The following is a 12,276-nucleotide window of genomic DNA, read 5'->3' on the forward strand; positions in this document are numbered from 1 at the left end:
GAAACGCGAAGCCGGGCCAAGGCTTCCGCGGGAATCCGGATGGGGCGGGACGCAAAAAAAGCGCCCTCGGACGGAAGGGCCGGAGCGCGCGGCGCAGGCGAGCGGATTGCCGGGAAAAACAAAGGACAGCCAGGGCCGCCCTATAACTTATTGATATATCGGTGGCGCCTCGGGGGCTCGCAAACGTTTCCTGGCGGCAGGGAGAACATGGCGATTTCCAAAAGAGAAAATCGTGCATCCCCCCGGAAGTATCGCCATTTTCTGCGGCCACCGGCTGTGTCCGAGGTGGACGGGGCGTGACGAGGGTGGCTTTGGCCGTCCGATTCGTGCCGACGGAACCACGCAAAAAGCAAATAGGTCGAGGGCCCTTCCCTTCCCTTGGTCTTGATGGCCCCAGCCCTACGAACCGGCTGGTTTTCTATTTTAGAGCAATTAAAGATTATTTTATAACCGCCACAAAATTAATGCATTAATAAGCAGCATCCTATTTTTACAGGAAAAAATGACCATGACATTTCCGTTAACGTAGGAAGCCAAGCTTAATCCCGAAGGCTATCATTCAGTCAAATCGTGAAGCCTGAATTTACTACGTCAGTAATTCAGAGGATACATGGATTGTATTCTTCCATGAATACAACACCTGTATTTATGTTTAAAAGGAGATCGGCATGGATGTTGGGATAAAATCTTTTGGCATTTACCTCCCATATTATTATATGGCCCGTGAAGCGATCAGCTCGGCATGGGAGACAAAGGGGCCAAAAGGTAAAAAAAGCATCGCCAATGTCGATGAAGACGTGGTCACCATGGCGGTCGAAGCCGCGATGGATTGCTTCAGGTTTGTCGACCGCAGCGACATCAAGTCGCTGTTTTTCGCGTCCACGACGGCTCCGTATGCGGAAAAAGCGCATAGCGCGCTGATCTCCGTTGCGTGCGATCTGGAGAACCACTCCGTATTCACCAGCGATTTCGCGCAGAGCACGCGGGCAGGCACCAATGCCCTGATGGTCGCCTGCGACGCGGCAAAGGCGAATGACGGTCGAAGCACGTTGGTCGTGGCTTCGGATATGAGAAAAGCGTACCCGAAGTCGTCGGAGGAATTGACCCTCGGCGATGCGGCGGCCGCGCTGGTTATCGGCGGCGGCGACGTGCTGGCGACCATCGACGGTTCGCTTTCCCTGAACGACGAGATCGTCGATATCTGGCGCAACGCCGGTGATGCGTATATCAGCCAGGGCGAAGGGCGCTTCGTCGTCGACAAGGGTTACATGCGGGTGATGGGAGAAATCGTCCGCGCGATTCTTGGGAAATACGCTCTCGAGCCCAAGAGCATCGCAAAGGTCGTTTTCCCCGCCGCCGGCGCCGGCAACGCGGCGAAGCTGGCCAAGAAATGCGGATTTGCCCCGGAGCAGGTGCAGGACACCCTTCTCGGTTCGGTGGGCAACAGCGGCACGGCGCAGGCATTCCTCGGCATTATCGGAGCGTTGGAAGGCGCCAAGCCCGGCGACAAGATCCTTGTTGCGGATTATGGCAGCGGCGCCAACGCGTTCATCCTGACCGCCACCAAGGCCATCGGAAAAATCCGCGGATTCGATACGATTCAGCGTTTCCTGGGCAACCGTAAGGAATTCGGCTCCTACGCGAGGTATCTCTCGTTCCGCGAAATCGCACCGGCACAGCCGGGCTCTCCCTTCAAGCTTCCCGCTTCCGCAGCCATGACCTGGCGCGAGCAGAATCTCAACATCCGCCTGCACGGCAGCCGCTGCAGCGAGTGCGGGGCGACGATTTTCCCGGTGAACCGCGTCTGCCATGCCTGCGGCGCGAAGGACAAATACGAGGAATTCCGCGCATCCGACCTGGTGACGAAGGTTTTCACTTATTCGGTGGACAAGTATGCCGGGCGCAGCGACGACCCGGTTCTCATTCAGACAGTAACAGAAGACGGAAATGGGACTCATTACTACACGATAATGACGGATTTCAATGTGGAAGACGTATCTGTCGGTATGGATGTTGAGTTTACCTTCCGAAAAATGCATTCACTGGGAAATTTCCCAAACTATTACTGGAAACTTAGACCGCTCCGCCGGGAAAAGAGGGCAACGATATGATTAAGGATGAACTGTCCATTGTCGGCATGGGCTGCGCGAAATTCGGCGAGCGCTGGGACTGCGGCATTCCGGACCTGCTGATCGAGGCCGCGTACGAGGCCTTCGAAGACGCCGGAATTGGCCCCAAAGACGTTGAAATGTGTTTCTTCGCCAACACCAACGCGCCGAACAACTGCTCGGGGACGCCGGTGGCGGACGCGTTGAAAATGCACGGCATCCCCATCGTGCGGAACGAGAACTTCTGCGCGTCCGGCCACATCGCTCTGATCGAGGCCTGCATGGCGGTTGCCAGCGGCGTGTGCAACGTGGCCATGGCCATCGGCGCGGAGAAGTTGAAGGACACCGGCTTCGGGGGCCTCGGCACGGGGCGCGGCCTGAGCACCGTGCGGGAATCCCGGCGCACCGCCCCGGGCTCCTTCGCCCTCGGCGCTACCCGGTATTTTGCGAAATATGGCCTCACCTACGAGGAAGGCCGCCAGCTTCTGGCAAAAATCGCGGTCAAGAACCACGCCAACGGCATGCTTGCCCCACGGGCGCATTTCCACAAGGAAATCACCGTCGAGGACTGCCTGAAGGCGCCCATCATCGCAACGCCCCTCGGCCTGTACGACTGCTGCGGCAACAGCGACGGCGCGGCCTGCGCCATCATCACGCGGACGGACATGGCCAGAAGCTTCCGCGACGATCCCATCTACATCAAAGGGTTCGGCATCGCCACGGATTCGGTGCTGCCGCACTACCGCCCCAACTTCGACTGGACGAGTTTCGAGGCGCTCCGGATTTCCTCGCTCCGCGCCTATGAAATGGCCGGCATCAAGACCCCCCGCGAAGAAATCGATCTGGCGGAAGTGCACGACTGCTTCAGCATCACCGAGATGCTCATCTACGAAGACTTCGGCTTCAGCCCGCGCGGCAAGGCCAGAGAAGACATCGAGGCGGGCTTTTTCACCAGGAGCGGCGGCCTTCCGGTCAACGTGGACGGCGGGCTCAAATGTTTCGGCCACCCCGTGGGCGCGAGCGGCATCCGCATGACCTACGAGCTGTACAAGCAGCTCCAGCACAAGGTGGATAACCCCAAGCGGCAGCTTGAGAACGCGCATATCGGCCTGTCCCACACCTTCGGCGGCCCACCGCAGATCAGCGCGGTCCTGATTGTGGGCAACGAGAAGTAATGCACGGAAGCGTAAGCAGTAAGGAGTGAAGGATATGCAACCTGGAGCATTGGAAGGCTTGAAGGTGCTGGACCTCGGCAGAGTGCTGTCGGCGCCGTTCTGTGCCGCCATGCTGGGCGACATGGGCGCCGATGTCGTCAAGATCGAGCAGCCGGAAAAAGGCGACGACAGCCGCGGTTTCATGCCGCGCAAAGATGACGTCAGCACCTATTTCATCAACTTCAACCGTAGCAAGCGGGGAATCACCCTCGACCTGAAAAAAGGCAAGGAGGTTTTCCTCGAGCTGATCAAGAACGTCGATGTCGTCGTCGAGAACTTCCGCCCCGGAGTGATGAAGAAACTCGGGTTGGATTATGCCGAGCTGAAGAAGGTCAATCCCCGTCTGATCTACGCCGCCATTTCGGGCTTTGGCCAGACCGGCCCCTACGCCCACCGCGCGGGGTACGACACCATGGCTCAGGCGATGAGCGGCATCATGAGCGTGACCGGCTTTCCCGGCAGCGAGCCGACGCGCTGCGGTGCGTCCGTGGCGGACATCATGGGCGGCCTGCAGGCGGTTATCGGCATTCTCGCGGCGCTTCGCTATCGGGAGAAAACCGGCGAAGGGCAGATGGTCGATATTTCCCTGGTCGATGTCTCCGTCGTCGGGCTCTCCAGTGTGAATCAGGTGTATCTCACCAGCGGCCGCGTGCCCCTGCGCAATGGAAACAGTTACGAATCCTCCGCGCCCGGCGGCGGCTACCACACGAAAGACGGCTATTTCATCATGAACGGCAGCGCCCCCAAATTCTGGGGAATCCTCTGCAACGCCATGAAGAAGCCGGAACTGCTCGAAGACCCGCGCTTCGCCACCAACGCCCTCCGCGTGACCCACAAGAAAGAGTTGGACGCCATCGTCACGGCATGGACCAAGACCATGACCACGGACGAGATCATCAATCTGTTGCTGCCGCTCGGTTTTGCCGTGGCCCCGGTGATGACCATCGATCAGGTCGTGGCCGATCCGCACATCGGCGGCGTGCGTCAGATGTTCGGGGAAGTGAACCACCCGCAGATCGGGAAGATCCGGGTGACCAACCAAGCCGTGAAAATGTCGGCCACCAACCCCGAAATCCGGCGCTCCTCGCCCTTGCTGGGCGAACACAACAAGGACGTCTACCAGGGCGAACTGGGCCTCAGCGAAGAGCGCCTCGCGGACATGCGCCGCGACGGGATCATCTGAAGCGCTGCGCCCGCATCGAGACAAGCGGGCGCTGTCGCGCACATTGGGCAGAAAAGACCATAGTCAAGAGTCCGCCTCGCATCGGAAGTATTTTTATCAACGTGTTCTGTAGGGAGGAAGTCTATGTCAGCTACCTCGGACATAAAAGCATCGGAAGTTAAATCATTGGTTCACTCGCACATGACGGGACAGTCGTATGCGGTGGTCGCGGTGTGTTTTCTCTGCTGGATGTTCGCCACCATCGGCAACGGCGTGTATTCCGTCGCCAGCCCGATGCTGAAGCAGATGTTCAGCATGGACAACGCCACCGCCGGCATGGTCGTGAGCGTGTTTTCTCTCGGCGGCTGGGTCAGCACGTTGATTATCCCGAAAATCGCCGATACCCATGGCAGGAGGATCGGGCTGGCGCTTTGCATCCTCATCGTCGTCCTGTGCAACGGCACATACGGGCTGATCGGCAGCCTGGGTATGCTGTTCGCCGTCCGGTTCTTCGCCAACTGGGGCAACACCTGCATCTGGGCCATCAACGCGTCGTACATTTCGGAGATCGTTCCCGCCGAAAAGCGCGGGCTGTGCACCGGCATCATGCAGAGCGGCACGCCGATCGGTAATTTCTCCTCCTCGTTCCTCATCAGCCTGCTGATCGGGGTCGGTTTTGCCTGGCAGACGGTTTCTTACGTGTTCTTCTTCGCGCTCATCCTTCTGGTTCCGATTTTCTTCCTGCTGAAGGAAACTCCCTCCTGGCTGAAGAACAAGATGGAGCTGGCCCGCCAAAAGCGCGAAGCCCAGGAGACGGCGGAGGCCGCCGCCGCCGTCGGCAAGAAGCAGAGCTACACGGAACTGTTCAAGCCGCAGTATCGGAAGAATGCGACCATCGGCATCCTGATCGCCATGGCCTCTGCGGTTCTGGCATGGGGCAACTCCGCCTATTTCGTGCTGAGCCTGAGCGACATGGGCTTCCCGCCCGACGTCCGCGTGAAGATGCACATGTGCCTGTGGAGCGTGGCCATCATCGGCTACGCGACTTCCGGGCTGATCGCGGACAAGATCGGCAGGAAGCGGGCCATGCTGCTGTTCCGTTCGCCCATGGTCCTGGCGCTCGGCGTCATGTGGTACATGAGCTATACGCACAGCATCAGCGTTCCCGTCGTGTATGCGATGCTTGCCATCGCGGGCCTCGGCATGGGCGGCATGACCATCTCCATCACCTACACCAACGAAATGATGCCCTCGCACGTTCGCACCATGGGGACGGGCTTCGCCATCGGTCTCGGCCGGATCACGGCGATGATCGCCGTGCCGCTGCTCGGCGTCCTTGCCGACTTCACGTCCGTGCCCTTCGCGTGGTGGATCTCCTCGATCATCGGTTGGCTGATGGTTCCCATGGTCTACATGGGCGTGGAAACCGCGGGCAAGGATATCGACGCCATTGCGGAGAAGGCGTGACGCCGTACGGGCGGCACCGCAACATGCGGTGAAACACATGGCACCCTGCCGAAAGAAGATCGTTCTCAAACTCGATCGGCAGGGCGCGGCACCAGACAGTTTAGCGGCCCGATGAAAGACCGATGCCCGCAGGAGATCATGGACGGCCGCTAGACTGGAATGGACGTTTTTCCGGTAACCCTGAATATGATGAGGAAATATTTCTGATAACAGAGATTTATTTAAATGAACATCTTCTGCAGACAGAAGAAATGACCTCACGCTCTGAATGAGGAGAATGTCAGAATGGTCGATAGCAACACTAGGTTACAGCAGTTCGAGAAAGTCAAAGAACTGATCAACGGGCCAGAAGCCGAGCTTTTCAAGACCAGGTACTTGGCCAGGTATTTCAGCGGCGACATCACCTTCCTGATGGGCGGCGTGCCGTTCACCCTCGCCTTCCACAAGGGCACCATGATTGCCGTGGAGCTCGGCAAACCCGTCAACGGCATCAACATCGGCCTGGGCGGGAGCGAAGAGCAGTGGAGCGACTTTTTCAAGCACAAGAATTTCCAGCTTGCCACCTCTCCCAAGCACAACCCCCTGTGCTTCGAGATCCTCGGCAGTCCGCTTGCCTATCGTCAGAACAACAACACCATGGCCCAGCTGATGCGCGTCATGGCCAAAGTCATGGAATAACCGCTCTCGTGCCCGAAGGAGATCGCAATATGGCTATCACCGGCAGCTATATCATGGTGAACGGTATCAAGACCTACTACGAAACCAATAACGGGCCGACGGACAAACCCACCATCGTTTGTTTGCACACGGCCGGGCGCGAATGCCGCCAGTATCACGGGATGATGGAGCTTTTCGAGGGACGCTACAACATGGTGGCCTTCGACATGCCCGCGCACGGGAAGAGCTGGCCCCTACCCGGCAACAAGGCGATCAACAACCACAAGGACTACTGCGCGTTCGCCTGGGCCTTCGTGGAAGCCATGGGGATCGAGAAACCGCTGGTCATCGGCTGCTCCGTCGGCGGCAACATGGTGTACTACATTGCCCAGCACTATCCGGTGGCGGGCATCGTCTCCATGCAGGGTTCGACCTTCATCAAGGCCCTCTCCGGTTCCTACGGCACGGTGGTGGACCTGCTCGACCACCCCTACATCAGCGTGCAGCATTCCCACTTTGACTTCTCGGAGAGCCTCATCGGCCGCGAGTGCTCCGAGGCAGCCAAGGACTTCATCCTTTGGGGCGTCGCCCAGGAATGCGGCGTCGCCAAGAAGGGCGATCTTTCCATTTACAACAATTACGACGTGCGCGGCGATCTGGACAAGATTACCTGTCCGGTTCTCGTCATTCGCGGCGAAGACGACTGGAACGTGCCGGAACACTACTGCCAGGAAGCGATGAAGGGCATGGTGAATTCCAAGAAGGTCGTGTGGAAGCCGATTCCCGGCTATGGCCACTTCATCATCGTGGAAGCGCCGGAAATCGTTTGCGAAGCGATCGACGATTTCATGCAGCACCTGGATCCCGCAGACGTCGCGAGCCGCGCCTAGGCCCCCGCGTTCTCGGTGCCCGTTTCGACCCGTCGGAGCGAAACGGTCGGCGGAGAATAATAATGCCGACAGGCTTTAGAAAAGGGAGGAAAGCATGAAAATAAAAAATATAGAGCTGTATCCGCTCCAGATGCCGCAGTTCAAAACCACACGGTGGGCGAACGGGCAGGTCAGCGTCACGGAACATATCATCGTTAAGATCATCGCCGAGGACGGCACCTATGGCGTGACCGAAGCGATTCCACGTCCCGGCATCTATGGGGAGACGCCGGCGTCCATCTATTACGCCTTGAGCAAGATCATCATCCCCAAGATTATCGGCATGGATTCCTTCAACTTCGAGGCCATTTGGGAGAAGATGAACGACCTGCCGTTCAACCTCGCGACCAAGGGAGCCGTCGACGTCGCTCTGCACGATCTGAACGGCAAGTTGCTCGGCATTTCCTGTGCGCAGATGATGGGCGGCCCATACCGGATGGAAGTGCCCTTGAGCTGGGTTTCCGGCGGCACCTGGTTCGACGAAGAGATGATCCTGGAAGAGACCAAGCAGCGAGTGGCCGAAGGCTACAAGATGTTCAAGGTAAAGGCCGGCCACGTGGATCAGGACATCGACCTGATGATCAAGATGCGGAAGGCCTGCCCGGACGACGTGAAATTCCTGATCGACCCGAACCAGCTCTATTCCCGCGAAGATCTCTACCGTGTGGGCGACGCCCTCACCGGCGTCATCGACAGCATCGAGGAGCCGGTCCCGGCCTGGGACGATGAGAGCCGCAAGCTGTTCACCGAGCGCTTTCCCAAGATCATGCTCCTGTCCGACGAAAGCACGTTCACCTTCGCGGACACGCAGCGCCAGATGAAGCTCGGTGCCATTCAGCGCCTGGGGGTGAAGATTCCCAGGACCGGCTACACCATCACCAGGAAACTGGTGCACCTGGCGGAAGCCAACAATATGCGCGTGCAGGTCAGCACACAGGCGGAATCGGACCTCGGCAGCGCGGCGTGCGTGCAGTTTGCCGCAGCTTTCAGACAGATCGATCTGCCGTGCGAGATCGGATATTATAAGAAAGGTATCCAGGAAAGCCTGTTGCTGGATGAGGGCCTGACGGTGAAGGACGGCAAGATGTACTTGCCCGAAGGCCCGGGTATGGGCGTCTCCGTTAATTGGGATCTGGTCAGAAAATACACGGTTTCGATGTGATGGACAGTCCTCCGGGGTGTTGCGCCCCGGAGGACTTGTTTCTCATGCCGTATTGTTTGACTGGCGCCACAAACAACCTTCACTGAGGTGGCCTGCTATGAGCACAACCGTCGCTAGCTTGCTCTCGCTCCCGGTCTTCCAGAAGGAATGCACGCTGCTTGCCGGGGAAGAGGGGCTCGGCAGCGCCGTGCGTTATGTGACCGTGATGGAGGCGCCGGATTTCAATATCCGCAGCCTGACGGACAACGTGTTCGTTTTGACGACCTTGTCCAGTCACTGTGCGAGCATGGACGAAATCAACAAGGTTGTGACGGAACTTTGCCAGCAGAACGTTTCCGCCATATGCATCAAGCTGGGACGGTTCATCGACACCATAGATGAAAGTACGATCCGGATCGCAAGAGAGCATCAGACCCCTCTTTTCGCTTTGACGAAGAATGTCCTTTTCCGTGAGATCATCAGCGACATTCTGTCCGCAATCGTTCTTGAGCAGCAAAGCACGATCAACGAGTTGAATGAGCTCAATGAACAGTTGTTGCAGGCCATACTCCACAATCACAGCATGGAGAAAATCCTGTCGCTGCTGACGGCTAAAATACCCAGCCATTGCTGTTGCCTGAACCAGAGGGGCGTAATCCTGGCCAGGCACGCCTCCATGGCGGCGAAGCCGGAAGAGAGTATTGTCGGCAAACTACTTGAGAAATATCTAAAAAAATCTAATGGAAAACATATATTCGACCAGGGGCATTACCTGTTCCCATGCATAGCACATGGACAAGTTGTCGGTTACCTTTTAGTATATGCGGAAAATACCATTTTTAAGAATGAATTGACCTTCATTGTTCAGATGGTATCTTTTCTTGCTATTAAGTTTCTGGAAGAACATCTTCAGATCCAGACGGAACAGCGCATGACGGCATCCGTTCTGGATGAAATTCTATTCGTCAACCATGCCGACGAGGCGGCCATTGCCGACAGGTTGCAGCTTTTGGGGGTGTCTCCAAAAGATCGGCACATCGTTATGCTGCTCTCGAACCGCACCGAGGAAAATACGCTGCAAGCCAATAGCTACTTGGACTATTGGAGAAACTGGCTGCAGAACAAATTCGAACAGTTCATCGTGTTCATCAAGGGCACGGATTTCGTGGTGCTCATCTCCTATATTGAGAAAAAGAAAGTCAATTTTTCCAAATTGGCGCAACAAATGCGCGAGTCTTTGCCCGGCAGCGCCCAGGAGCGCCTGGATATCGGCTTCAGTCTGCCGGTCTCGGATCTCAGAAAATTGCCGGACTGCTATAGCCAGGCCAAGCGGGCCGTCAATTATGGCCGGGCCGTCGCCGCAGAAAATCACGTGTACCCCTATGCGAAGTTTGTGGAAATCGGGCTCATTTCACGGGGCGTGATCAGCAGCGACGGCGAGGCGATCCGGGAGAAGATCGTCCGCCCCATCCAGAACTACGACGAACAGTGCAATGCGAAACTGTGGAACACCCTGGAAAAATGCCTGCTTGCCGAGAGCCTCGATTTGGCGGCGAAGACGCTCTCTATTCATATCAGCACGCTGCGGTATCGCTTGCAGAAAATACACCAACTGACGGATGTGAATTTCTTTACGTCAAAAGGAAGATTCATCCTGCATCTCGCATACATTCTTTTTAAAGCGGACTCTCAGTAAATGAGCAAATTTATTTGCATTATTGGAAATTAGACGTGTCCCCGAGGTGGGGGATCGCTCGAACAAGGAAAGATCGTATGTAGTTTATGGCAAATCCTGTGATGCATTTCGTCGTGGCGACCGGCTTTTCCCTTGGGTGGAACGCTCCGGTATGCCGTTGCGGCGTAGGCGCTCCCTTTTGTCCGAGGCCATCATTATGGAACAATCAACAATCGCCCTGATCATATTGGCAATTACCCTTGTGTTGTTCGCAACGGAGCTTTTCCCCGTTTGTGTCACCGCAATCATGTCCTCGGTGGCAATGGCGCTTACGGGAATCATTTCATATCAGCAGGTTGTCCTCGGATTGTCGAACAATGTGGTGGTTTTTGTTTTCGGCCTCGCCACCATCGGCAACGCCATGAGCGAGACAGGGGCCGCACAGCATTTGGGTCACGCAATTATGAGGCATTACCATGGAAGCGAGAAAATGCTTCTCATGTTGCTGATCTTGTTGGCGGGCGTATTTTCCATGTTCATGAGCAACACGACCAGCATCGTGCTGTTCATGAGCATCGTCGCCTCCATGGCGGCCGGCTCCAGGGGAAGAATAACCGCCAAGGGAAGCTACATGGCCATGGGGATAGCTACCGTTGCCGGCGGCGGCTGCACCCTGATCGGCTCCACGACGCAATTGGCCGCCCAGGGGCTGCTGATAGGGTACGGCGTTCGCCCCATGGCGATGTTCGACTTGATGAAGCCCGGGATTTTCGTATTTGCCGCTCTTTTGCTGTATTATTATTTCATCGGGTACGATCTACAAAAGAAAGTCTTGGTCGAAGCGGAAGCGGACCCTGGCACCGCGCAGGAAGCCATGACGATTCCGCAAGGCGCCGTGAGCCTGAAAACATGGACGCCGATGATCATCCTTGCCGTATGCATTGCTTTGACGATCGTAGGCTGGGCGAATATTGCCATCGTGGCCATCCTGGGCGCATTGGCCTGCGTCGTGACGAAGTGCATCTCCGTGCAGAAGATGTTCGCGCAAAGCGATTGGAACACGATCATCATGATCGCGGGAAGCATCGGCTTTGCTGCGGGGATTGAAAAAAGCGGGGCAGGGGCTCTGATGGCGTCCACGGCGATCGACATCGTCGGAAGCAGTACGCACCCCTGGGCTTATCTTGCGGCGCTTGTCTGTATCGGGACGATCATGACGAATATTATGGCGAACATATCAACGGTCGTCATTCTTACCCCCATCGCCTTCAGTCTCGCGCAGCAGATGGGATGCGACCCGATGCCCTTCATGATCGGGGTGATCTGGGCAGCGAACATGCCCTACAGCACGCCCATAGGCGCTTCCGTCATCACGATGACGATGACGGCTGGATATCGCTTCAAAGATTACACAAAGATAGGTCTGCCGTACAACATCGTTGCTTGTGCCGTTGTTATTATTTCCGTGCCGTTATTATTCAAGTTTCATTAAGTATGCAAATAAATATGTCGTCTGAAGTAGATTTGACTGAAGGCATGCCGCCCATGAGAACACTGGCGCAAGCCATTTCTATGGCGCGGGCAATGAGTTCCAGGCCTTTTGATTCCGGGATGGGCAGAGGTCCCCTGCCTTCTGTCCTGGCCGCCGCCTCCTCTCCCCGGGGGGCGGACCCGCCGGACAAGCACCGGCGGGCAGGCGCATGATCCCGGAACGGGCGACGGTCCGTCTCCTTCCCCCAGGGGGATGGGCCGTCGCCCTGAGACTTCGCAGGAAACAGCACAAGGCTGGATTCGCTTTTCGAACGATATCAAGGAAATAAATCAGATGAGTGAGCAAGATCGAGAGACGCATCCGTTGGATTCGATATTCCGTCCGCGGAGCGTGGCGTTGGTGGGCGCGAGCGAGCGGACGGGCAGCGTCGG

The 12,276-nt window shown here is 57.0% G+C and carries 9 protein-coding genes and 1 pseudogene; all 10 read left to right on the top strand.

The genetic code is table 11. From position 1 onward, the window contains the following. Positions 1-668: 668 nt before the first annotated feature. The 10 genes and pseudogenes from O7R11_RS05740 to O7R11_RS05780 all read left to right on the top strand — a co-directional run bounded on the left by O7R11_RS05740 (position 669) and on the right by O7R11_RS05780 (position 11,845). Positions 669-2,111: a zinc ribbon domain-containing protein gene (locus O7R11_RS05740; RefSeq protein ID WP_337996537.1), complete on the top strand. Its 1,443-nt coding sequence runs from the start codon at positions 669-671 to the stop codon at positions 2,109-2,111. Then, on the top strand, positions 2,108-3,283 hold the full coding sequence (locus tag O7R11_RS05745; protein WP_337996538.1) for an acetyl-CoA acetyltransferase: 1,176 nt from the start codon (positions 2,108-2,110) through the stop codon (positions 3,281-3,283). The genes O7R11_RS05740 and O7R11_RS05745 overlap by 4 nt, the downstream gene beginning before the upstream one ends. 58 nt (positions 3,284-3,341) lie before the next feature. Continuing rightward, the gene (locus tag O7R11_RS05750; protein ID WP_337996539.1) at positions 3,342-4,505 is read left to right on the top strand and encodes a CaiB/BaiF CoA transferase family protein; all 1,164 of its coding nucleotides are present in this window, start codon (positions 3,342-3,344) and stop codon (positions 4,503-4,505) included. 180 nt (positions 4,506-4,685) lie between these two features. After that, the gene (locus O7R11_RS05755) at positions 4,686-5,951 is read left to right on the top strand and encodes an MFS transporter (RefSeq protein WP_337996540.1); all 1,266 of its coding nucleotides are present in this window, start codon (positions 4,686-4,688) and stop codon (positions 5,949-5,951) included. A gap of 285 nt (positions 5,952-6,236) precedes the next feature. Then, positions 6,237-6,629: a hypothetical protein gene (locus O7R11_RS05760; RefSeq protein WP_337996541.1), complete on the top strand. Its 393-nt coding sequence runs from the start codon at positions 6,237-6,239 to the stop codon at positions 6,627-6,629. A gap of 29 nt (positions 6,630-6,658) precedes the next feature. Further along, positions 6,659-7,498, top strand: a complete 840-nt coding sequence (locus O7R11_RS05765; RefSeq protein WP_337996542.1) for an alpha/beta fold hydrolase — start codon at positions 6,659-6,661, stop codon at positions 7,496-7,498. Positions 7,499-7,628: 130 nt separating this feature from the next. Then, positions 7,629-7,901: pseudogene (locus O7R11_RS14945) on the top strand (hypothetical protein); the annotation flags it as partial. A 123-nt stretch (positions 7,902-8,024) separates the two neighbouring features. Next, positions 8,025-8,699, top strand: coding sequence for a mandelate racemase/muconate lactonizing enzyme family protein (locus O7R11_RS14950; protein ID WP_420792973.1), 675 nt, complete (start codon positions 8,025-8,027; stop codon positions 8,697-8,699). Positions 8,700-8,796: 97 nt separating this feature from the next. Beyond that, entirely contained in the window at positions 8,797-10,374 is a 1,578-nt protein-coding gene (locus tag O7R11_RS05775) for a PucR family transcriptional regulator (protein ID WP_337996544.1), read from the top strand. 178 nt (positions 10,375-10,552) lie between these two features. Then, complete coding sequence (locus tag O7R11_RS05780; RefSeq protein WP_337996545.1) at positions 10,553-11,845, top strand: SLC13 family permease; 1,293 nt, start codon at positions 10,553-10,555, stop codon at positions 11,843-11,845. The last annotated feature ends 431 nt before the right edge of the window (positions 11,846-12,276 follow it).

Source organism: Oleispirillum naphthae, assembly GCA_027864655.1.
In the GTDB taxonomy this organism is placed as follows: domain Bacteria; phylum Pseudomonadota; class Alphaproteobacteria; order Rhodospirillales; family Rhodospirillaceae; genus Oleispirillum; species Oleispirillum naphthae.

Coding starts and splice junctions, on each gene's coding strand:
- O7R11_RS05740 (WP_337996537.1), top strand. CDS start 669: ATGGATGTTGGGATAAAATCTTTTGGCATTTACCTCCCATATTATTAT.
- O7R11_RS05745 (WP_337996538.1), top strand. CDS start 2,108: ATGATTAAGGATGAACTGTCCATTGTCGGCATGGGCTGCGCGAAATTC.
- O7R11_RS05755 (WP_337996540.1), top strand. CDS start 4,686: ATGACGGGACAGTCGTATGCGGTGGTCGCGGTGTGTTTTCTCTGCTGG.
- O7R11_RS05760 (WP_337996541.1), top strand. CDS start 6,237: ATGGTCGATAGCAACACTAGGTTACAGCAGTTCGAGAAAGTCAAAGAA.
- O7R11_RS05765 (WP_337996542.1), top strand. CDS start 6,659: ATGGCTATCACCGGCAGCTATATCATGGTGAACGGTATCAAGACCTAC.
- O7R11_RS14950 (WP_420792973.1), top strand. CDS start 8,025: ATGATCCTGGAAGAGACCAAGCAGCGAGTGGCCGAAGGCTACAAGATG.
- O7R11_RS05775 (WP_337996544.1), top strand. CDS start 8,797: ATGAGCACAACCGTCGCTAGCTTGCTCTCGCTCCCGGTCTTCCAGAAG.